The 23,117-nt window shown below is 33.7% G+C and carries 14 protein-coding genes and 1 tRNA gene; 3 read left to right on the forward strand and 12 right to left on the reverse strand.

Features of this window, described 5'->3' with window-relative positions:
• Nucleotides 1-304: 304 nt before the first annotated feature.
• Together GTZ96_RS14085 and GTZ96_RS14090 are read left to right on the forward strand one after the other, a co-directional pair.
• Entirely contained in the window at nucleotides 305-1,192 is an 888-nt protein-coding gene (locus GTZ96_RS14085; RefSeq protein ID WP_161644554.1) for an alpha/beta hydrolase family protein, read from the forward strand.
• Between the two features lie 303 nt (nucleotides 1,193-1,495).
• Nucleotides 1,496-1,569, forward strand: a tRNA-Trp gene (locus GTZ96_RS14090).
• Between the two features lie 411 nt (nucleotides 1,570-1,980).
• Here the strand turns inward: GTZ96_RS14090 and GTZ96_RS14095 are convergent.
• From GTZ96_RS14095 to GTZ96_RS14130, 8 genes are all read right to left on the reverse strand, one after another.
• A complete protein-coding gene (locus GTZ96_RS14095) occupies nucleotides 1,981-2,991 on the reverse strand; it encodes an alpha/beta hydrolase (protein ID WP_161644555.1) in 1,011 nt (336 codons plus the stop codon).
• 55 nt (nucleotides 2,992-3,046) lie between these two features.
• Nucleotides 3,047-4,069 (reverse strand): pectinesterase family protein, encoded by a 1,023-nt coding sequence (locus GTZ96_RS14100; protein WP_207720190.1) that lies wholly within the window; start codon nucleotides 4,067-4,069, stop codon nucleotides 3,047-3,049.
• 244 nt (nucleotides 4,070-4,313) lie between these two features.
• Nucleotides 4,314-5,882 (reverse strand): pectate lyase, encoded by a 1,569-nt coding sequence (pelA, locus tag GTZ96_RS14105; RefSeq protein WP_161644556.1) that lies wholly within the window; start codon nucleotides 5,880-5,882, stop codon nucleotides 4,314-4,316.
• A gap of 67 nt (nucleotides 5,883-5,949) precedes the next feature.
• A complete protein-coding gene (locus GTZ96_RS14110) occupies nucleotides 5,950-7,416 on the reverse strand; it encodes a pectate lyase family protein (protein ID WP_161644557.1) in 1,467 nt (488 codons plus the stop codon).
• A 226-nt stretch (nucleotides 7,417-7,642) separates the two neighbouring features.
• Nucleotides 7,643-9,295, reverse strand: a complete 1,653-nt coding sequence (locus GTZ96_RS14115; protein WP_161644558.1) for a DUF5123 domain-containing protein — start codon at nucleotides 9,293-9,295, stop codon at nucleotides 7,643-7,645.
• Nucleotides 9,296-9,316: 21 nt separating this feature from the next.
• Entirely contained in the window at nucleotides 9,317-11,131 is a 1,815-nt protein-coding gene (locus tag GTZ96_RS14120; RefSeq protein WP_161644559.1) for a RagB/SusD family nutrient uptake outer membrane protein, read from the reverse strand.
• Between the two features lie 112 nt (nucleotides 11,132-11,243).
• Complete coding sequence (locus GTZ96_RS14125; protein ID WP_161644560.1) at nucleotides 11,244-14,846, reverse strand: TonB-dependent receptor; 3,603 nt, start codon at nucleotides 14,844-14,846, stop codon at nucleotides 11,244-11,246.
• Nucleotides 14,847-15,012: 166 nt separating this feature from the next.
• A complete protein-coding gene (locus tag GTZ96_RS14130; protein WP_161644561.1) occupies nucleotides 15,013-16,152 on the reverse strand; it encodes a FecR family protein in 1,140 nt (379 codons plus the stop codon).
• A 165-nt stretch (nucleotides 16,153-16,317) separates the two neighbouring features.
• Between GTZ96_RS14130 and GTZ96_RS14135 the strand changes: the two genes are divergently transcribed.
• On the forward strand, nucleotides 16,318-16,857 hold the full coding sequence (locus tag GTZ96_RS14135; protein ID WP_161644562.1) for an RNA polymerase sigma factor: 540 nt from the start codon (nucleotides 16,318-16,320) through the stop codon (nucleotides 16,855-16,857).
• 443 nt (nucleotides 16,858-17,300) lie between these two features.
• Here the strand turns inward: GTZ96_RS14135 and GTZ96_RS14140 are convergent, their stop codons facing one another.
• From GTZ96_RS14140 to GTZ96_RS14155, 4 genes are read right to left on the reverse strand one after another with little or no spacing between them, the layout of a single operon-like run.
• Nucleotides 17,301-18,659 carry a glycoside hydrolase family 28 protein gene (locus tag GTZ96_RS14140; RefSeq protein WP_161644563.1) on the reverse strand — a complete coding sequence of 453 codons (1,359 nt, stop codon included), beginning with the start codon at nucleotides 18,657-18,659 and terminating at the stop codon, nucleotides 17,301-17,303.
• A gap of 8 nt (nucleotides 18,660-18,667) precedes the next feature.
• The gene (locus tag GTZ96_RS14145) at nucleotides 18,668-19,399 is read right to left on the reverse strand and encodes a rhamnogalacturonan acetylesterase (protein ID WP_161644564.1); all 732 of its coding nucleotides are present in this window, start codon (nucleotides 19,397-19,399) and stop codon (nucleotides 18,668-18,670) included.
• A gap of 2 nt (nucleotides 19,400-19,401) precedes the next feature.
• Nucleotides 19,402-21,444 carry a pectate lyase gene (gene pelA / locus GTZ96_RS14150; protein ID WP_161644565.1) on the reverse strand — a complete coding sequence of 681 codons (2,043 nt, stop codon included), beginning with the start codon at nucleotides 21,442-21,444 and terminating at the stop codon, nucleotides 19,402-19,404.
• A gap of 7 nt (nucleotides 21,445-21,451) precedes the next feature.
• The gene (locus tag GTZ96_RS14155; protein WP_161644566.1) at nucleotides 21,452-23,077 is read right to left on the reverse strand and encodes a glycoside hydrolase family 43 protein; all 1,626 of its coding nucleotides are present in this window, start codon (nucleotides 23,075-23,077) and stop codon (nucleotides 21,452-21,454) included.
• Nucleotides 23,078-23,117 lie beyond the last annotated feature (40 nt).

Below are 23,117 nucleotides of genomic sequence, written 5' to 3' on the forward strand. Positions count from 1 at the left end.
TGATTGAGAATTTTATTTTCTCTTAAATCTTCTGGATGCTTTTTTTTGTAGCCATAACTTACGAAATTTAATTATATTCGTAAGGTACTAAAACTACGGTAAGTGCTACCGAAGGTTTAGTTCAACAAGGGCTTTGCAATAGTGGAGCGAAACTGCTAAATTCAACGGTAGTTCTTCGATTGAACTTTTGTGCAAAATTGAAGATTTGTGCTTCGATTGCCCCACCATCGCAAAGCCCCAGAACGCTGTAGGCAATACTAACGAAGACCAAGACAATTCAAAACAATTTTTAAATTAAACCAAAATGAACATTAACTTATTTCTTTGGTTATTATTATTAACTATACCAGAAATGGTATTTTCTCAATCGGCCGATTTTACCATTCAAGATGTAAAGTTTAAAAGTCAAGGCGTCACTCTTGCAGGCTCGATTTTAACGCCTAAAAAAACATTTGCAGCAGTTGTAATTGTTCATGGGTCTGATCCTGTAAAAAGAGAAATGGAGTTCGCTAAACGTCTTGCCAAAGAAGGTATTGCTGTATTGACATATGATAAACGTGGGGTTGGAGAATCAGGTGGTGTATATGTAGGACCATCTGTTGGCACGAATAATATTGACACTACTAATCTTAATTTATTATCTCACGATGCAAATGCAGCAGTAAATACATTTCGAAGCTATTTAAAAGATAAAAAAACACCTATTGGGTTAGTTGGCTTCAGTCAAGCAGGATGGATAATCCCAATTGCTGCAAGTAAAAATCAACAAATAGAATTTATGGTTTTATTTAGCTGCCCTACAATGACAACTTTAGAACAACTTCGATTTCAATTTTATACTAATGGAAACAATAATTTTTGGGAAAATCATACGGAAGCAGAAGCTCGTGAACATATCAAAAATGATTCTGACAGGTATCAGTTTACAGCAACTGATCCAAAAAATTATTTGAATACACTTTCAATTCCAGGGCTTTGGCTTTTTGGCGAGAAAGATATCCAAATTCCAGTAAAGTTATGTATAGAGCAACTAAATACATTCAAAGTTCAAGGTAAACCTTTCGAATATACCTTGTTTTCAACATTAGGTCACAATACTTCTTCCGGCGATATTACAGAAACTGTTGATATTTCAATTCAATGGATAAAACAGAAAGCTTTGAATATTAAGAAGTTTAAATCATCAAAATAAAGCACTGCCTACAACCGCCTGTAATAGCCAGTGCTGATTTCAGATAAAAAATTTGCCTAATTTCTTAACTTCGTTCGCGTTTGGCAGAGATTACAATCTCCGATTTCCGCCAATTCGCCAAGCCGAAAAATTTAATAAAGAAAAATTCATCCAGAAATAAAAAAAGATTTCCACGCAAGTATCTCCTAACCATTTCATTAGAAAACAGCAACAAAATTTATTATTTATACTTGCTGCTGCTGTTCGTTTTTTCTCTAAATAAAAGTATATTTGCGCCCTCAAGGCAATTAGCTCTTGTTTTCTACGGGCGTAGTTCAAGGGTAGAATAGCGGTCTCCAAAACCGTTGATGGGGGTTCGAATCCCTCCGCCCGTGCCAATACAAAAACTCAAAAAAAGAAAGCCGCAAGAAGAAATTCCTGCGGCTTTTTTTGTCTCATTTTATTATGTAAAAACACTACCAATGATATTTTCACTAAGTGAAAAAATTATATTATCAATTTTCTTTTTTAGCTCATTTGACTTTTATTTTATTTGGTATTCGCTGAATCTTCGATTTGTCTTGATCAAAAAAGAAACAAAAAAATATTCACGCATTCTTATTGTTTTTTTCGGTATTCATGAATCTTCGATTTCAAGTCTTACGCTTTCTCGTCGGTCAAATTAGTTTTCGAATGCTAAAAGAAAATAACTCTCCGCCGCGGCGGATCAAACAGATTTTCTTTTTGCGTATTCTTCAAACATTTGACACTCGACTGCGGAAGCTAAGGACACAGCTTAAAACTACTTTTTATCTCTTAAAAACTTTTTTCAAAAAACCATCTATATATTGAATCGTTGGATCAAACCAAGGATTAAAAAGACAAAAAGTATGTGGTGAGTTTTCGAATTCATACACTTCCGAGTAAATTCCGTTTTTATCTAAAACCTTTCTGTAATCATCGCGGCCGGCGTGCATTCGGGCTACCGAACTATTAATAAATAATGTTGGCGGTGTACTCGCACTTACATAACTCAAAGGCGAAGCTGCTTCCCAAAGTTTTGGATTGTCTTTTTTCGAATAACCAAACCAATAGGTTCCCGCAGAAATATTCTTGCTGTCATCGCCTTCACCCCCTTCAGGATGTACAAAAGACAAAGTTCCGTCAATATCAACAACTGCATTTAGCTGAGATTGCGAATTAGAATTGGTCACCACGCCTTCAAAGAGTGGCATATTTGCCGTTGTTCCCATAAATGCTGCCATTTCTCCACCTGCTGAAAATCCCAGCGCCACAATTTGATTTGGATCGATATTGTATTGATTGGCATTTTTTCGAACCCAACGAATAGCCGCTTTCACATCATAAATAGCCGCTGGAAAAAGTGCTTCGGTAGAAAGTCGGTATTCGGGAGTGAAACACACATAACCCAAACTCGCTAATTTTTGCGCCATCGGATGATGTTGTTCTCTGCTTCCTGAACGCCAACCACCACCGTGAATGATGATGATTGCCGTTTGTTTTTTCTTGCTGTTCTTATCAAAAAAAACATCTAATTTCATTTTGCGTTTTCCGTAGCTACAATAAACGACATTGTTTTTTTGTTTTACAAAATCGAAATTCATTTCGGCAACCATCGTGGTATTCGGATGGTATTTCAATGTCTTTTTAAAAGCACTCGCTGTCGCAAAAGAAGTATCTCTTACCTGAGTTAAACCTTTTAGATACTGAGCATTTATATTTTGAAAGAAAACAACAAAAAGCAAAAACAATATCCTTTTTAAGCTTTTTTTTCTATAATGTCTCACTACTTTGTTCATTTGTTATTTTTAAATTCATTTCCCCTTATCCTAATTACATCCCTATTTTTCAAAGTTACAAAACGGGAGTCCAATCTTTAAGAATAGCACTTAGGGTATACTGAGTTGTAAATTGTTCTAGTGTTAATAAATGAGACCAACTTACACGTGAAGCAGTGTTTCCTCCTGCACCAGTAGATAAATATTCCCCATAAAAAGTGGTAGCTTCTGCTTCCGGTTTACTCCAGTTATACCAGCCTTCTGCTTTTATATGTGCTGCCATTTCGCATTTAACAAATACAGTACGGGCATAATTTCCCCAAGGTCTTCCTAAATAATAAGTACTATTCCCTGAATTAGTAGTCAATTTACAATTTAAAAATACAAAACCATACGGATTTGCTTGTGGAGTACTGGCAGCTGTTAGGTATGCCCCTCCTGTTTTTCCGAAAATTTCGCATTGATCAAAAATAGCCGTTGAAGCACCAAAAATAAAATCGGTTGTTCCTTCGATATAACAATTTTTATAGTATTGTCTGCTGCTGCTTCCACGTGGATATAATGTATCTTGAAAGCCCAGGAATTTACAATTATCAAAAATTACTTTATCCCCATCAATTCTAACAGCTACTGCCTGACCAACTGGCCCTGATGAGTTTTCAAAAGTAATATTCTTGGCTTTAAAATTATCTCCTGCAATAATAAAACTAGCTGACCCGGATGTTCCAATTTCCAGTCCTGCACTATTTTTTTTAGAAGCATAATCATCATATGTAAGGATGACATTTCCCTTGCTTTCCCCTATCAAGCTAATATTATTTTTGTTTTTAGACAACTCTAACTTTTCTTTGTAAGTTCCGTTTTTGACAAAAATTTTAGTCTCAATAGTTTTCAAAAAAACAACCGAATTAAGTGCTGCCTGAACCGTGGTAAAATCTCCTGTCCCTTTTGAATCTACAATAATATCATAAGATTTGACTTCTTCTTTTGGAGTTTCTTCTGTAGGCGTTTCTTTTGGAGTATCAGTTGTAGAACAGCTTATTAAAAAAAAAGAAGCCATTAAAAAATTTAAAATCATTAGTTTATTTTTATTTATCATTAGTACTCTTTTTTATTTGTGATTAAAATTTGAAAAAATGCTTAAATCTAATTTTCGCTCACGATTAATTGAGACAATAATCAATTAGAACAAGAGTCTGTTTAAAATTCATCAAAATTAACTTCCCCAATCCCTAAAGGGTGTAATTTTGATGAATTTTCAAGAAATTTTCCGCCCTTTAGGGACGGGGAAAAGAAAATTTCTTTTTTTAAAATAAATTTAAACAGGCTCTAATTTTAATTATTTATAACCCATGTTTAGCTTTCCATGCTGTATATTCAGTTGCGATCAAAGTTGAAGGCCAATTACCATACCATGAATAGCCTACTCTTCTCTCATTATCAATTTCTGCTAATGTTGTTTTTGGAATTCCGTCACGCCCGCAAAACATTGGTAAATTGTTAGTTAAATCATAAAATCTAGCCCATATTACATTTCCAGGAGAAGAGACTACTATCACGTCCTCACCAGAAGGTTGAGAAGAGTCGGTAATTTTTTTCGTTGTAATATCAAAAAGTTTAGCTCCATTAAACCAATCAACAGCATCTTTTATGGCTTGTTTTATCGCAGCTGATGGTTGTTCCACTAACATTAAAACACGTACAATCCCCACGGATTCAGAACCACTAAAAGACGGTAATTCATAGGCTCTGGCCAATGCCGGTTGCAAAGTTACTTCGTCGTGTTGCGCACACCAAACCGTTTTTTTGCCTTTGTAAGTAATCTGTGTTTGTAATATGATATCAATTCCTTTGTTAAAAGAAGTTACTGCTTTGTCTTTATAAGTTGGATTTACAAATTCTAAATTGTTTTTAGCTTTAATAATATCCCACATCAAATTCATCACATTAGCAATGGCATTATCATTATACGTTATTTGATGTCTGTAACCACTTTTATCAGGATAGTATTGTGGCCAACCGCCATTAGCATATTGCGCTAAAAACAGCCAATCAATCGCTTTTTCAGCTGCTGCTAAATAATTCGGATTCTGAGTTGTTTTGTAGTCGGCAAGCAGCCATCGCAATTCGGTTACCACATGCCCATTGTCTATTGTAGTATCTGTATTGTTTTTTGAAGCCAATGCAATAGTTTTTTCTTGAGATGTAGGTGCCACATTGTACTGATTTAAATCAGGAACTGCTTTTCCCCATCCTCCATTATTTCTTTGCCATAGTAAGATACTTTCACCTCTTACTGTAGTTTGATATACGGTTGTAACTCCTGAAATAGTTATTTGTAGTTGGGCACTTTTTCCACTTCCATCAGTAGATGTAGCTGTTACAGTAACCGTACCATTAAGTCTGGGAGTGAGCAATCCTTCTGCACTAATAGTAGCTATTGCCTGGCTTGAAATAGTCCAATTGAGTGTTTTATTAGTTGCATTTGCAGGAGCAATTTGAGTCGTTAATTGCAGTGGTTGACCATTGGTGATATTAGCTCCTGTAATAGCGATACTCTCTATAAATACAGCTGTTGAAGTTATTCCCGTAACGGTATATGTTTTATCTGCTTTAATTCCTGAGCCATCTTTTGCCGTAGCTATAACTTTCACAGTTCCGTTTTTTATCCCTGTTAAAAGTCCTGTTTCGGTAATAACAGCTATGGTAGGATCTGAAACGCTCCATATAAGCTCTTTATTTGCCGCATCACTGGGAAGCACAACCGCTGTTAGTTGCTTAGGCGTACTTGTTAGTGAATTATCACCATTAATAACAATTGTTTTTACTTGTGCTTCTTTACCCATATCGTCTTTCGAACATGAGAATAAAGAGAAGAATACTAAACCTATTAAAACTATACTATTTTTCATTTTTCTTATTTTTTTTATGTGATGAATGCAAATACGTCGTGAAAAAATCCATTTTTATTAAAATCGATTAATCATATTGTCCTGTATTTACTGCATCAACTATGCTGTTAATATATACTTCTACATTATCATAAGCGGTACTTAGTTCTTTGCCATTGGCATTCGCTAATTTTGGATTCAATTTCATTTTTACTTCCCATTCGTCTGGCATTCCGTCATTATCTGTGTCTAATGGGGGAGTCGTGCTTTTTAATTCAGGCCATCCTCCTACATCAGTTTGAGAATCAATAGCTCCTTTAGTTCCTCCATTCGAACCTTCAAATGAATAGGTTTTATTTTTTACGTTGTCAACAATTCGAGTATCAACGGCATCACGCACTAAATTAGCACCGCCGAATTTAAGCACTCTATCATAAGCAACAAGGGCAGTATGAGTGGTCACATTATTTTTAATATCAAGAGGCTGAGCTAATTTCATCGCCGCTTTATCTGAATCAGAAACAGTTCCATATCCCGAATAAAACTGATTATAAACTCCATAATCCCAGTTGTTTTCTGATGTTGCCAGGCTACCCTCTACATAATTTCCATTGATGTAAAATTTGCCCCAAATATCATAGACTTCAGTTCCTACGATTTTATTCTTATCGATAGATAAAATACGAGTTGTTTTAGCTGTCATAGGACCTGGCTTGTAATAGCAATTCACAATATTCACATTCATTGCTTCACCACCATAACAGCTATTCCCTCCCCAATTATAAACCACATTATTTCTTAAATCAACCAAATCAGTTAAAGCAAATGCTTTTCCGGCTTCTTCGCCTAATCTTGGATTCCTACTGTCGTGATGTGCTAAGAGGTTATGATGAAAAGAAGCATTTTTACCTCCCCAAACGCCTCCATAACCATGAGCTCCTTTTACGTGAAATGAAGTTTTTAAACTTTCCGAAACAATACACCATTGTACTGTAGTATTTTCATTGGCATAAAAAGAGACACATTCATCGGTACACCAACTCATTGAGCAATGGTCTACAATTATATTTTTATGAAATCGACCACCTAAGGCATCTGCTTCTTGCTGGGCTTCATCTCCCATTCTGAAACGCATATAACGAATAATTACATTATCAGCTGCTACAGAAACAGGGTAATCTTTAATACATATTCCGTCTCCAGGAGTGGATTGTCCTGCTATGGTAACATCTGGGTTATTAATTTTTAAAGTAGATTTAAGACTTATGTTTCCAGAAACTTTAAAAAGGATGATGCGTGCACCACTGTAGTCAACAGCAGCTCTTAAACTTCCTGTGCCTGAATCATTCAAGTTGGTTACAAATAAAACTTTTCCGCCTCTTCCACCAGTTGTTTTTTGTCCGAATCCTTGTGCTCCGGGAAAAGCAGAAACTACTTCAGTAATTTGTGTTGGCTTGTCTACTTCTACTACAGGATTCGATTCAGTTCCTGAACCAGAATCTTTACTACAGCTTGTGGTTAATAGCATTAAAAAAATTAGTTGTACTATTTTCATATCTTTTTAGGTATAATATTTTTTAAAATTGGGGCATACATAAAGAGGCATGCAAAATAAATTAAGCATGCCTCAATAAAAAACTAACAAAAACTAATTATTGTTTTTCCCTAATCTTGAATAATAAATTATCGCAACTTTTAAGATCGTTGCAATAGTATTAAGGAATATTAATTCATAAAACATTCACTTAAACAAAGTGAACGTTTTATGAATGATTAGAGAATTATAATTTCAATCTCCATCTTGGATCACCTGCAGTTATTCTTCCAATAAAAGTTTTATCTTTAAAATTGAAATCATTATTTTGTGGATCAACCCATAAATCATTCTGATTTTTGGAGTACGTTTTGGGTGTTAAATTAGGAACTTCTTTACTCCAAGTAATATCTGACACTGTATAACAGTTTCCAACATCAAAACTTGTACTAGCTAAACCAGTGGAGACTCCAGTTGTTGTAAAAGTTGTAGCTACACGTGTTTCATCCCAAGAATGTCCAAAAATAGAATTCTTAATTGAAATACCACTGGTCACATTATTATTAGCAGTACCTCCTGAATAACTGAAATAATTAGTAACATTTGCAAATGTGCAACCTTCAATTGCAATGGACTGAGAATTATTCTTAGAAACAACAAGCCATGTAACTTTATTAAATGTACTGTTTGTTAATTTAATATTCTTAACAGTTGCAGTTTGTGGTGTTGCCGGAGCCTGATCACAAGTTAACAATCCGTATCCACCAATACTATCTACCACTGAGTTTTTAATTTCATAAGTAGTAATACTTGTCGTATTTCTCAATCTAAGTATACCTCGTAGTGTACCTATTTTACAATTATCAAACAATAACTCAGTAATAGTTGTATTTACACTGGTAGGATTAAAAGCATAATTTGCATCGTATTTTTTTCCTCTAATTTCTACATCAATAAAACGAATGTAATCAATAGTAACACCTGATGCAATATTCATATTACCATCCTTTAATAATCTAGCTTTCTTTTCACCAAAACCATAAGCTGCTCTAATAGTAACCGATTTATTTATTGCAAAAGTTGGCATATCATAAGTAACACCTCTTTTCACCAATATAGTAGCACCATTTGGAGCAGTAGCTAAAGCATTTTCAACAGCAGAAAGGCTTTGATTTGCTCTAATATCAATCACTCCTGGACCATTAGGGTCTATATCTTTTACTTTAGTAGTATAATCTACCCAACCTCTAAGGGTAGTACCACTATAAATAGCTATTTGATATTTTTTTTCTGGAGACAAACCATAAACTATTGACACTCCAGCTAATTGTTCAGCAGATGTGACTACCGTTTCAGGAAACAAAGGCGTTTTAAGTTTTAAATCATCACCAGCAAAAACTTTCATGCTTGTTACAGCAGCTCCAAGAGGTTTCCAAGTTACTCTGGCAGCAATATCTGTCACATCATATGCCGTAGGAATATTTAATATCGTAGGAAATCGTTCCGTTTGTACATTTCCTAAATCAGAAACTTTACTATCATATTGAGGGTCTTGAGCATGAGCAGTGGCTCTTATTTGATATAAGGTATTCCAATACAATCCTTCTCCTATAAGAGCTTCATCAATCTTAACATAATTGTTATCCGTTTTAATTGTATAATCTATGGTTTTAAAAGTATCCCTACTCACTTCCAATGTGTAGCCAATAGCTTCTTTTAATTTTCCCATATTAACAGTTATAACATTTCCTTCGGCTGTTAATTTATCCGAAAGAACAGGACGAAATAAACGTGTTTTTTCAAAATTTTGTTCCTCTTCCTGACAAGCGTTAAACAACATAACGCTTAAACATAAAAACAAAACCATCTTTATGCTTAAAATATTACTTATATTTTTCATCTCTATAAATTTTATATTCTGTTATTTAAATTTGTAACCATCATTATTGAGGGTACCTTCGCTAGTTACAATGCTAATTGCAGGGATTGGAAATATATATCTTGCAACACCTGGTTGTGGACCATCTAAATAATACTTAGCATAATCTTTAAGAATCCAATCTTGGTAAATTGTAGTGTTATTATGCAATTGGATTAAGAATGCCTGTCTTTTCCACGTAGCATCAGGAGCAGCAGCAATTTTAGTGTCAGGATTTAAAATAACAAATTTACCTTTATCATCTAACTTCCAATATAGATAATCAGGTCCTGTACCCACTCCATTGAAAGCATCATCAGCTAATTTTTTAAGACCATCAACAGTTTTTTTCATTTTTTCTGAATAAATACCCCAACGAATCAATTCATATTTACGAATCATTTCGCCACCAAATTCCCAAGCACGTTCATCAACTATAGCATTAAAAAAAGCGTTTTTAGATGCAGATGCTTGAGTTACATATCCATCAACTTTAGTAATCCATTCTGTTTGATCAAATGCTCTTTGACGTACTCTTTTAAGCGCATTTTGAGCACCAACAGTTGGCCCATTTAATTCATTTTCTGCTTCAGCATACATCAATAAAACATCTGCATAACGCATCATAGGCCAGTTGATTCCCGTTCCTTTTGCAGATTGTTTTCCTGGAGGAGTATCTAAAAAATGTCTACTCCATTTGCCTTGAGCAATATTATTTGAGTTTGGGATGATTTCTGGTAAAAAATCGGCATTAATTTGATATAAACCACAAGTTACATCACGACGTTTGTCTTTACTATCAAAAGACAAATAATAAGTAGGAGGCATACCCATATAATTGTTTCCTGCACCGTAATCGTGTTTAGATGTTGTCCCTCCAATAACTGTAATTCCAATATTCCAGCCCACATCACCACTTCCTTTAGGAAAGGGAACTTCCCATAAAATTTCTTCATTTAGAGGTGTTAAAAACTTACATTCATTCATGAAGATTTGTTTAAAATCAGTTGGTAATGGTCTGTCTTTTAAACTTATTAATTTCGCAGAGTAATCCTTTGCAATTTGATAATAATCTTTGTAATCACTATCCCTAACCATATTTAATTCAGGTGTTAAATAATACCCCCCACGTTGTAATGATAATCTAGCGATCATACCTAAAGCATATTCACGATTCACTTGCTCAATACCGTATGGAAGTTGGTCAGCCCATAACATCTTTTCTTCTACATCAATAATATTTTGGATTTCCTGACTTAAAATTTCATTTCTGGTTGATTTAGGCACATTAAAATTTTGACCCGCTACAGGAGCTTTTATTACATAAGGCACATCACCAAAATAAAAGGATAACATACTGTACCAATAAGCTCTTAGTACGTAACATTCTCCTAATAATTGATTAAAAGTTCTTTTTACACTGGGATCTGAAGAGTCTAAATTCCCACTTGCTTTTATTCCTTCGATAGAAATGTTAGCAGCTCCAATAGCTCTATAAGCATAAGTCCATACTATATTTAAATCTCCATTAGTATCCAACGCGTTTAAATCCCAAATTTGGTATCTATCTGCAGTGCTTCCCCAACCTGATTGTCTTTCAATATCTGTATTCCCACACATATTGTTAGACAATCTTGATCTAAAAGCATCTTGTTGAAAATAAGAATACACTGCATTCACTCCTTTTCTAGCGTCATCAACATTAGAATAAATATATTTATTATCGAAGGTTGAAATAGAATCAGGGTCTAAAAAGTCTTTTTGACAGGAAGCTAAAAGCAAAAATGCAAAAATAGCTAATATATAATTTGTTTTCATATCTGTAATTTTTATTTGTTAGAGGTCAATATGATATCTTCTTTAATTACCATAGTTTGTTTACAATAAACTTGTTTTAAATAACGATTTCATATCTAATATTTGTTTTATTTTAAAACGTTAGATTAAGACCAAAGGTATAAGAACGGCTTTTAGGAAAAGATGAATAATCTACACCTGGAGTTAATGGATTACTTGACTGCGAATTAACATCCGGATCATAACCAGAATACTTAGTCCATATATGTAAATTTCTACCTGTAGCAAACAATCTAAATTGTGTCAAACCTACTTTAGATATTAATTTCTTAGGTAAACTATATCCCAATGTTAGATTATTCAACCTAAGAAATGAACCATCTTCAATAGCAAAATCACTAATAAGAGCTTGTGCAATACCAAAACTATTATGCGACCATATTGTCTTCCCTTGATTCATTTCTGCTAATTGAGCTAAATCTGTTACGATACCGCCTGGAGTTCCTGTATATTGTCCATCAACATCCACATAAGTAAATCTCTTATCAGAGCTCATAGACGATAATAAATTTCCGTAAGTAACCCTTCTAAATTGGTTATACTGTATTTTTCCTGTATTATAAACCTCGTTACCTACTTGATAATCAAAAAATGTAGATAAGTCAAAACCTTTATAACTTACATTAAAACCAAAACCTCCTTGAAAGTCAGGTGTTGCATTTCCTAAAACTTTTCTATCACTATCATTAATAACTCCATCATTATTTAAGTCTTTTATTTTTAAGAAACCTGGTCTAATATTACTGTTACCTACAAGAGCACCACTATCTGGTACACCACTCTTTAAAACATATTTACGTGTAGCTGTATCATAACGGTCAAAATCATCTGTCGAATAAAAACCATCAGTTACAAATCCGTAAAAATCTCCAATTTTACCACCAAGTTTTAAGGAAAAATCATTTATGTTTTTAAGATCGGTACTTGCCCAATTGGATCTTATGTTGTTCAATTCAGTCATTTTTCCATCCAATTTATCTATCCTAAAATCGTTTTTACCAATATTAGCATTAACAGAGAAATTAAAATCATCTGAATCTACTATCACTCCTGACAATGCAAACTCAAAACCTCTATTTGAAGTATTACCAATATTCTCAAATTGTTTCTCAAAACCTGTATTAAGAGGTATATCTACTTGGTAAAGCAAGTCTCTTGTTTCATTTTTATAGTAATCGAAACTTCCACTCAATCTTCTGTTAAAAAGACCAAAATCCAAACCAATATTATTTGTAGCAGTACTTTCCCATTTTAAATCAGGATTATACAGTGTACTACTAGAAGGTGTGTAATACAGATTATCAAAATTCCCAAAACCTGGCCCTCTCAATGTGCTACCATTAAAAAGAAATTGTGTTGCTTCGGTAGTTATTCCATCATTTCCAGTTTGACCATAACTTATTCTTAATTTTAGTTCATCTACAAAATCTACATTCTTCATGAAGTTCTCATTTTTTATTTTCCAGGCAAATGCAAGTGCTGGAAAAATCCCTAATCTATTACTTCCTCTAAATTTACTAGATTCATCTGCTCTTGTAGTAAGCGTCCATATATATTTGTCCATTAACTGAAAATCAAATCTTCCAAAAACTGACTTTCTATTAAATGGAGTAGCTTCAGCACCAGCAATTCTATCAACCCTACCAAATTGCATATTTGCGAATAGTTCTTCAGGAGTAATGGATAATCTGTAATCTTCACCTCTTAAAAAATTACTTTTTCCAGTCAATGAAGAAATTTCTTGACCAACTAAGACATCTAATTTAATATCATTCCATTTTTTTCTATAATTCAAGGTATTCACTAAACGATAAGATTGACCTTCTGCAATTGTTCTTTCCCCTAATGGTAAACTTCCTCCATTATTATAAGACTCACCTGTAAGCGGTCCATAATATCTTAATTGTTCCGAATAAGATCTTGAAGTAGTAATAGTTGATTTAACATCCAAGTCTTTTAATATAGACCAAGTTAGTCCAGCAGAAAAAACGTATTCATTGACCGTTCTTTTTCTCCAATCCTGTTTAACCAATTCACTTGGATCTACTAAACTTAATATAAATTGTGTAAAATCATCATCACTATTTACCTGAGTAAGATCAATATCTAGATCATCTGCAATACCATTTATAGGTCTTGCTTGAACAGCATCTTTTATTTTTAATTGTGCATTTGTAGATGTACCTGCACCGTCCGTTACTGTGTTTGTTATTCTTGCCGTAAAATCAGCTTTAAGATTTTTAAATACTTGTTGATTCAACTTAAAGTTAATTGCTGTTCTTTCAAGCCCGGATCCATTCAACAAACCTTCATCTTTATTATTTGTAAGACTTAAATTAGCCTTAGTAGTCTCACTACCTCCACCAATACTTAAATTATGATATTGCGAAAGTCTTGACCCTCCAAAAATTTTATCCTGCCAGTCAGTCCCTTTTTTTTGTTTATACAATTCCAAATCATCATACTTCCCATAGAATTTTTCAAAACTTTGTAAAGCTGTAGTACCCTGTAAAGCTGCATATTCATAATTAGCCATAGCAAATTCATAAGGGCTTAAAACTTCATATTTTCTGTCTTTAGGCAACTCACTAAATTGAAAATAGTTATTATAGGATACGCTAACCTTACCTGCTACAGGGCTCTTAGTCGTTACAACAATTACTCCATTTGACCCCTGCGCTCCATAAATAGCTGTAGCTGCAGCATCTTTTAAAACATCAATACTGGCAATATCATTTACTGGAATATTATCTATATTTCCAACAATAAGTCCATCAACAATAAACAAAGGATCATTACTTTGAGAAATTGAAGTACCTCCCCTAACTCTAATTCTGATACTTGCTCCTGGCTCACCATCAGCTGAGGTAACATTCACACCTGGCAATCTACCTTTTAATGCCTCTGCTGCACTAGTCACTGGTATTTTTGAAAGTTCTTTACTAGTAATACTAGATGTTGCTCCAGTCATATCAGCCTTCCTAACTTTTCCATAACCATAATTAACAACTACTTCATTTAACTCACTCACATTCACTTGCATTGATACATTAATAACAGTTCTATTCTTCACTGCAACTAATTGGTCTTTATAGCCAATATAAGAAAACACCAAAGTAGCATCCGGGTCAACGGAATTCAATTTAAAATGCCCTTCAATATCAGTACTGGTTGAATTAGATTTCCCTTTAACAACTACACTTAAACCCGGCATTGGCATATTATTCTCATCCTTAACGACTCCTGAAACCTGAATAGCATCTTGCTCAACGACTGATTTAACAACAGTATTCGTTACCATTGGAACTGCTTGTTCTTTTTTCTTAACTAATAATATCTGACGATCATTAATAGTATAAGAAATATCAGTGCCTTTGAATATTTTATCTAAAATTTCAACAATTTTCTTTTTCTCAACATTCACAGAAATTTTTCTGTCTAAATCAATCAGGTTGCTCTCAAATAAAAATCGATATTCTGAAACAGACTCAATTTTATTGAACAGCTGCTCAACAGAAGTATTGTTCACATTTAATGTCAACTTTGTATTTTGCGAATAGGTACTGGCTTGGATTCTCACCAATGACAGTATCAATAATAGCGTGGTTAGTTTCATCTTTAGGCTAATTTTAGGCAAATACGGACTAAGCCATTTCCCTTTAATTATTTTTTTCATAATTTTGGTTTGGTTTTAAATGATTTAATTTCTACACGTCGTTTGAAACACATTACTAAATCGGGAAATACTGGTACTATTTCCCGATTTTTTTTTCATGTATTTCTTCCTTTAAAAAAATTACACTCTCATCTCATGAATTAGTTTTGGTTAGTTAGTAAATTAGTTAGTTTATTTTTATTAGCTTACCTTCTTTCTTAAAAGTGAAGCCTTGAATTTTACTCATTGTTTCTAATACCACCTCAATACTTTCAATATTCTTATTAAAACTGGCATTAAATTTTTTATCTAGCAGCTCTTTTCTATTATTCTCAATAGTAACATTATAAGATCGTTCTAATTTTATTATAATATCTTTAAAAGCTGTTTTTCTAAAAACAAGTTCCCCATTCATCCATTCGGTATAAAATCGGGTATCTACTTTTTCAACAGCTATTGCTCTTTTTTGATTATTCCAGGTTCCTTTTTCTCCTGGTACAAGCATAGCTTTCTCATTTGGCGTAGCCGCATTAGACATGCTAACCGACCCCTCAACCAATACAGTATTAATATCTACATCTTCTTTGTACGAACTCACATTAAATTTTGTTCCTAAAACTCGAACATCAACACCTCTTGTTTTAACTATAAATGGATGTTTTCTATCTTTAGTAACATCAAAAAAAGCTTCTCCTTCTAAAACAACTTCTCTATTATGCCCTTTGATAAATTGAACTGGATATTTTAAAGAAGAACCTGCATTCATATTGACTACTGTTCCATCCGACAAAGTAATTACAAAGGTTTTACCATAAGGAATCTTAATTTCATTATAAACCAATTTATCCATCGAAGTAGCCGAACGATAACTAATTTTATTTTCTTTTTGAGAAGCAATTACTTCACCGTTTTTCTTTACTATTTGTTGCTTTCCATTAGGGCTTAAAATCTGAACATCTCCATTTTCTAGAACCAATTGAATAGCATCTGCAGGGATTATAGTTTTAGTTCGTGAATCAGTTTTATATTGAAAAACATAAACCAAACTTAACAACCCCACAAAAACAGCTGCATATTGAAAAATATTTTTCCAATTAATTACAATGGGCTTTTTATCAAGATTCATCTTCTCTTTTAATTCTTCCCAATTTTCATCAACATCCATCGATTCCACATGTAATAATGCTTCTTCTAACAAATTATTTTCTTGCAATTCCTTAATTAATTCTTGCTCTTCTTGAGACAACAATTCTATCTTGGAAGCATCAATGCTTCCATTACTTACTATTTCCTTTAGGATATTAATCAATTTTGGGTTGGAGTCCATTATATTTATTTGTATGTTAAAGTTATGTTAGAGAAATAATATTTTAGGGTGACAACATTATTAATTATTTTTATTTTTTTTTACACATTATGAAAAAAAACTAACTTTTTATTTTATATTTGATGCAATGTAATCCATTACAAAACGAATAATCCCTATTTCTAAATGTCATCTCATAAAGATTTAAAAATATTTGAAGACTTGTACAAAGAGCATTTTGCCTTTTTATCTTTAGTTTCTTTTAACATAACTAAGGATAAAGATGTAGCGAAAGATGTTGTACAGGATTTTTTTATTTATCTATGGGAAAAAGAAGAAGCCCTAAACTTTACTATTTCGTTTAAGGCTTATGCGGCAAAAGCGGTAAAAAATTTAAGTCTTCAGCATTTAGAAAAACACAAAACAATCAGTTTAGACCAAAACAAAATCATCCTTCCTAAATTTGAAGAACAAGTTGTTTTTGAAAAAGCGGAGGAAAATAAAAAACCTAAAATCTTCACTTTAGTTGACAAGATTCCTCAAGCCAGAAGAGAGATTTTCATATCACATATTGTAGAAGGACACAGTTATGCCGAAATTGCAGAAATGTATAATATTTCCATCAATACTGTAAAAACACAGATGAAGAGAGCTTATGCTTTTTTAAGAGAATTCGAAAACACCAGTACGCTAACTACGATACTGTATTTTCTGTTTAGAAATTAACCCTAGATATATTTTGTTAGTTCGAGGTATAATTTTTTTCTAAAAAAAAGTAATATAAAATTACGTTTTATACTTATATCAAATTGTTATTGTGTTTGTGATACTCAACTGTCCTTAGCTTCCACAGTCGAGTGTCAAATGTTTGAAGAAATGCGTAGAAAGAAAAGCTGTTTGAGCGATAACGAGTTCTTTTCTTTTAGCATTCGAAAACTAATTTGACCGACGAGGAGGCGCAAGACTTGATTTTTTTGTTTCTTTTTTGATCAAGCAAAAAAGAAAATTGGTAAATCTAATTTTTTCACTTTTAATAAAAACGTCATTGGTAGTGATTTTCGATAGAAAATTGTATCGAGAACAAGAACAACTTCATTAAAACCGGTTCTCATACATTTTTAATAATTACACCCAACGGGTTTTTAATAGTATATTTTTAGGAAAAAAAGTTATTTCACAGAGCTTGGAACTCCTATTTTATCCCCAATAATAATTTCGTTTACACTAATATTTTGAGTATTAATTAATGTCATTCCGTTTTTAGCTGACTTTACCGTAATTCTATCCAAAACTACATTTTCGACTTTCTTCTCCGGAAAACCTTCGATGATAATAGCTGTATTTGAAGCAGCCTCACAAGTGATATTTGAAATAGAGATATCTGAAATTTTAGAAGGATACAAACCACTGCCTTCTCCATGATAATTAGCCGTCATATAAATGCAATCTTCTACTTTTCCTAACGTGATATTAGAGAAATGCAGCTCTTTAACAAAGCCACCTCTATCTGAATTGGTCTTAATATAAATCCCTCTTTTCAAATAACCTCTGGCTTTACAATTGTCCACATACACATTGCGGACACCCGCCGACATTTCGCTGCCAATAACCACAGCATGCAGGCCTTTGAATTCGCAATTTCTAATTACAATGTTTTCAGAAGGACTATTTGAATTATCACGTCCTTCATTATCACGTCCCGCCTTAATAGCCACATTATCGTCGCCATTATCAAACTGTATTTTCTCTATTAAAATATCACTCGAATATTCAGGATCTATTCCATCATTGTTATTGTTTTGAGCGTCATACTTTAATCCGCGAAGGGTAATGCTCTTAGATTTTAATAAATGAATACACCAAAATGGTGAGTCTTCAATTTTTACATCCTCAATCAAAATATTTTTCGAATTAAAAAACTGAATCAGTTGCGGTCTTAAAAAATGCCCTTCGCCAAAAACACGGTCTTTTAAAGGAACATTATTATGATTCATTTCTCTGCTTAAAAGCTTGTCCTTTTCTTCAAGAGGCTTCCATTTTATCCAGGCATCCTTAGCTTCCCCATCAATAATTCCGTTTCCGGTAATAGCAACATTTTCTACATTATTCCCATAAATTAACGGACTATAATTATACAACATTGTTCCTTCCCAACTGGTTAACACCAAAGGATAATCTTTAGAATTAGAACCAAATCGTATTTTAGCACCTGTCTCTAAATGCAATTTGACATTACTAACAAAATGTATCGGTCCGTTAATGGTATAAATTCCTTTAGGAACAATAATAGTCCCACCATGCTTTTTTAAACAGGCTTTCATTGCTTTATCAAAAGCCGATTTACAATTAGTCACCGAATCACCTTTGGCTCCAAATTGAGTCACAGTAACCTTATAATTTGGAACAACAGGCAATTGAATACTATTGACAATTCTTTCTATTTCAAGCTTTTTATCTACAATTTTAGTTTGCGAACATAAAACATTGCAACACAACAACAGGACAAAATAAAAAGAATTATTTTTCATAGTAATTATTATTTAATGTGTTTTTTCAAGTCTAAATCGGTCTTTTTCAATTCGGCTATAGCCAATTTAGCTATTTCAGTAGCTCCTAACAATGACAAATGAGTATCGTCATGTTTTTCGGTTTTGTAAAAAGCACTTTCGCCAGCATTAAAATGCAAATGCAACTTTTTAGAACCTTCCACTCCATAAGACTCTTCTAATAATTCAGTTAAATATTGTAAATCAACAAACGGCACTTTATAATCTGTAGCTACTAATCGGGTTTCCATTGGATAAAGACCGTGGGTATCGACCAAAGTACCTTCCGCATTAAAATTTCTTCTAACAATTGAGGAAAACAAAACTGGAGTAGCACCTTTAGCTCTGGTTTCTAATACGAATCGAATTAAATTTTGGCGATAAGCCGTTCGTGGATTAGTATAAACACTTGGTTTATTTTCTTTTTGGTCATTATGCCCAAATTGGATAAAAACATAATCGCCTTTCTTTAAGGTTTTCAAAATCGAATCCCAACGTTTTTCATTGATAAAACTACGGGTACTACGACCATTTTGTGCTCTATTATCAACCACCACGCTATTGTCAAAAAATTGCTGTAAAACCTGCGCCCAGCCATGTTCTGGGTTTTCATTCGGTTTCGATTTATTAGCCATTGTCGAATCGCCAATGGTGTAAACAGTCGTTTTTTGAGCAAAACAACTAGTAGCTATTAATAATAAAAGTAACAATTTAATTCTCATAATTATTTGAAATTTGAATACCAATTAATATTTAGTTTTTTGTTATTGTCAGCAAGAATATTCTCGAGTGTATATGCCTGTGCTTCTGTTTTTTTAAGCTGATGTGACCATGCCACTCTGTTTGCAGCTTGAAATCCTGGGCCAGAACAATTGTATTCGGCATAAAAAGAAGCTTTTTCAGCATCAGCTTTAGACCAGTTGTTCCATCCTTCTTTTCTAATATGATTCCCCATTTCGCAATTCAAATACACCGTTTTAGCGTTAATACGCCAAGGTCGCCCAAGATAAACTTCAGTGGCTTTTTCATCTGCAGTCAATTTGCAATTCATAAACACAAAACCGTATTTAGAACTTTCAGGCGTTGAAGCCGCCGTTACATAAGCATTACTTTTGCTGTGAATAGTGCAATTATCAAATACCGTCGTTGCACTACCAAAAATAAAATCCACTGTTCCTTCGATAAAGCAATCCTTGAAATACTGTTTAAATCCTTCACCCGAAGTATACAAAGTATCCTGATTTCCTAGAATAATGCAATTAGAAACCACCACCCTGTCGGCAACTACTGACAAAGCTATTGCTTGCCCAACTGGACCAGCAGTATTTTGAATAGTCAAATTAGCGGCTTTAAAATCATTTCCTTCCACCAATAAAGTTGGAGTCAAAAAGGTACTATTTCGTCCCAAATTTATTTTACCATAATAATCATCATAAGTGATTATCGTTTTTTCTTTGCTTTCGCCAATTAAAGAAATCTTAGTATTCCATTCCGGAATTCGTACTTTTTCATGGTATATGCCGTTTTTAACCGTAATCAATACCCGTTGATAAGGAAACGAAGGCGAATTATTTATAGCTGCCTGAATACTGCTATAATCGCCACTACCATCAAGAGCTACAATAACATTGTAATCATTTTTTGGTGCTTTAGTTTCTTCTTTTTGAGTTGTTTTCAGTTCAGCCGAGAGTTTTTTTTTCCACTTTTCGTATCCTTTCAACACCTCTTTAGGCTCATTGGTATACCAGGAATATCCATTTCTGCGCTCATCACCGATTTCTGATAATGAATATTTCTTAACCCCATCTCTATCTGAGAAAAAAGGTTTATTGTCTTCCAATTCCATGAAACGAGCCCATATAGCAGGAGCATTAGCATCAGCGACCATTTTTTTGTCATTCACCTTACCCTTTTCATTCAAAGAACGATCTTCTCTTAAACCTTCTATTTTTACTTTTTCAAACCAATCTACAGCACTATTTACTGCTGTAATTATTTCTTTTGAAGGATTTTCAATTGACATTAACAACAATACGATTTTAGCAGATTCTTTCCCGCTTAATGACGGTAATTCATAAGCACGTGCTTTTGCAGGCAATAGAGTTGTTTCGTCATGTTGCGCGCACCAAGCAGTCAAAACACCATTTTGCTTGTATTGGCTTTTTATAATACAATCGATTCCTTTATCAAAAGCAAGTTTCGTTTTTGCTACAATTTCTTCAGATGGTTTTATCGAATAATAATCGGTTTTATCTTTAATTTCCTTTAAGATATTCAGGATATTCACCATAGAATCATCATTGTAGGTGATATGAGTATAATATCCTTTTTTCAAAGGATAAAATTGCGGCCATCCTCCATTGTCATATTGCGCTTTCAGCAAATAATCCAATCCTGAAAGAAAGGCTTTTTTATAGCTTTCATCGGGTTGTTGCTTATAGATTTTAGAAAGAAAAAGCATTTCCTGACAAGTCGCACTGTTATCGGTAGTACAACCTTCTGTTGAAGTTTTAAGAGCCAACAATTCTTTCTTTTGAGCATCAGAAAGTGGCTTTTGTATCTGAATATTCTTTGGCCATCCGCCAATATTGCGTTGGTACAACAACACATTTTCGGCAACAGCCTGAGCTTCTTTTGAAGTAAACCAATTCTCGTCTTTCATTTCGGTAATGCTCTTCCATGATTTATCAAGAACTTGAGCCTGCGTATTTATTCCCGCTACAAAGCAACAGAAAAGAGTAATTATACCTTTAAAAAAATTATTCATCGTTTATTTATTTAGTAAATCTAAACCAATCAATATCTATACTTCCTGCATCATTAATTTTTCCTTCTCGAAGTGCGGTGAATCCTAATTTAGCTCCAATCCATTTTCCTTCACGAGATTTGAAATCTTCTCCTAAAGACTCGAATTTTTTACCATCTAAGCTATAAAAGAAACTACATATTCCTCCTTCTTTTACCTTCACCTGAAGGTAAAAAGTTTTTGCAGCTAACTTAACCCCTTTGTTTTCAGACTCAACAGCTTTTTTATCGGCATTTTTACAAGTTGTTTGAGAAATAAATAATTCTCCATTTTGCTGTTTTACTTTTAGCATACTGTAATCCAATCCCATGATTACCAGGCCAACACTTTCGCCATCAAAACGAGCATTAAATGTCATTTTTGCCGTGGCAGTGAATTCGTTAGCTGGAAATTTTTGCAATAGAATATTTGGAACATCAAATAAATTCACTGCTTTTTCTGGCATTGGACGACAAAACATAGAGTAATACCCCATGCCTGTTGGCAATCCCCAATATACTTGAGCATTAGCATGCCATTCCCATTGTAATCCCAATTTTGGTGAATTGAACTCATCCGAATCTGGCGGAGTCATTATTGGATATGTTTTTCCAACATTTGGTTTTTTATAAGTCAAAACGGGTTCTCCTTTACCATCCTTGTCTTTATCTACTCCAATAACCGGCCAGTCATTAACCCATTTCATAGGTTGCAAATGCACAATTCTTCCGTAAGCTCCTTTATCCTGAAAATGAAAGAACCAATCTTCACCTGTTTGAGTATCCACCCAAGCCCCTTGATGAGGCCCATTAATAGCTGACTTCCCCTGATCCATTACTTTTCTTTTCTCGTATGGACCAAAAATATTTTTGGAACGCATAACGGTTTGCCAACCTGTAGGAACTCCACCTGCCGGTGCAAAAATGTAATAATAACCATTTCGCTTGTATAACTTCGGTCCTTCAACTGTAGCTTCATCAAAATGCCCGTCAAGAACCATAACGGCATCGTCATTAGCTAAAGTTCCTTCAGGATTCATCGTACAAACAGCCAACATACTTTTTATTCCGGCACGACTTCCCGCAAAAGCGAAACCTAAATACGCTTTGCCATCATCATCCCATAAAGGTGTAGGATCAATTAGTCCTTTTCCTTCTTTGATCAATATTGGGTCAGACCATAATCCTTTTGGATCCTTGGTTTTAATCATATAAATTCCGTAATCAGGATCAGGATAATAAATATAAAATTCATCATTATGATAACGAATACACGGAGCCCAAACCCCATTTCCATGCTGTGGCGTATCAAAAACATCAAAAGGAGGCTGTTTTTTAAGCGCATAATTCACTAACTCCCAATTCACCATATCCTTAGAATGCAAAATTGGCAAACCTGGAATACAATTAAAAGAAGAAGCGGTCATGTAATAATCATCTCCAACGCGAATTGCATCCGGATCAGAATAATCGGCATGTAAAATTGGATTTTTATAAGTTCCGTCGCCATTATCGGCAACCCAAACTTTAGAATATTCATTTGTTTTTTGCGCAACTACAAACTGATTAGACAATAAAACTAATCCTATTGCAACTGCATTATTTATAAACTTCATAGTGGTAAGTTAATGGTTGGTTAATATTAGTAAATAGAAA

The sequence above is a fragment of the Flavobacterium undicola genome (genome assembly GCF_009909155.2).
GTDB lineage: Bacteria > Bacteroidota > Bacteroidia > Flavobacteriales > Flavobacteriaceae > Flavobacterium > Flavobacterium undicola.

What these genes read in the sequence shown, in the direction of transcription:
- GTZ96_RS14110 (WP_161644557.1), bottom strand. Translation starts at nt 7,416, where the DNA reads ATGAAAATAGTACAACTAATTTTTTTAATGCTATTAACCACAAGCTGT.
- GTZ96_RS14120 (WP_161644559.1), bottom strand. Translation starts at nt 11,131, where the DNA reads ATGAAAACAAATTATATATTAGCTATTTTTGCATTTTTGCTTTTAGCT.
- GTZ96_RS14145 (WP_161644564.1), bottom strand. Translation starts at nt 19,399, where the DNA reads ATGAGAATTAAATTGTTACTTTTATTATTAATAGCTACTAGTTGTTTT.
- GTZ96_RS14125 (WP_161644560.1), bottom strand. Translation starts at nt 14,846, where the DNA reads ATGAAAAAAATAATTAAAGGGAAATGGCTTAGTCCGTATTTGCCTAAA.
- GTZ96_RS14095 (WP_161644555.1), bottom strand. Translation starts at nt 2,991, where the DNA reads ATGAACAAAGTAGTGAGACATTATAGAAAAAAAAGCTTAAAAAGGATA.
- GTZ96_RS14155 (WP_161644566.1), bottom strand. Translation starts at nt 23,077, where the DNA reads ATGAAGTTTATAAATAATGCAGTTGCAATAGGATTAGTTTTATTGTCT.
- GTZ96_RS14100 (WP_207720190.1), bottom strand. Translation starts at nt 4,069, where the DNA reads ATGATAAATAAAAATAAACTAATGATTTTAAATTTTTTAATGGCTTCT.
- pelA (WP_161644556.1), bottom strand. Translation starts at nt 5,882, where the DNA reads ATGAAAAATAGTATAGTTTTAATAGGTTTAGTATTCTTCTCTTTATTC.
- GTZ96_RS14140 (WP_161644563.1), bottom strand. Translation starts at nt 18,659, where the DNA reads ATGAAAAATAATTCTTTTTATTTTGTCCTGTTGTTGTGTTGCAATGTT.
- GTZ96_RS14085 (WP_161644554.1), top strand. Translation starts at nt 305, where the DNA reads ATGAACATTAACTTATTTCTTTGGTTATTATTATTAACTATACCAGAA.
- GTZ96_RS14115 (WP_161644558.1), bottom strand. Translation starts at nt 9,295, where the DNA reads ATGAAAAATATAAGTAATATTTTAAGCATAAAGATGGTTTTGTTTTTA.
- pelA (WP_161644565.1), bottom strand. Translation starts at nt 21,444, where the DNA reads ATGAATAATTTTTTTAAAGGTATAATTACTCTTTTCTGTTGCTTTGTA.
- GTZ96_RS14130 (WP_161644561.1), bottom strand. Translation starts at nt 16,152, where the DNA reads ATGGACTCCAACCCAAAATTGATTAATATCCTAAAGGAAATAGTAAGT.
- GTZ96_RS14135 (WP_161644562.1), top strand. Translation starts at nt 16,318, where the DNA reads ATGTCATCTCATAAAGATTTAAAAATATTTGAAGACTTGTACAAAGAG.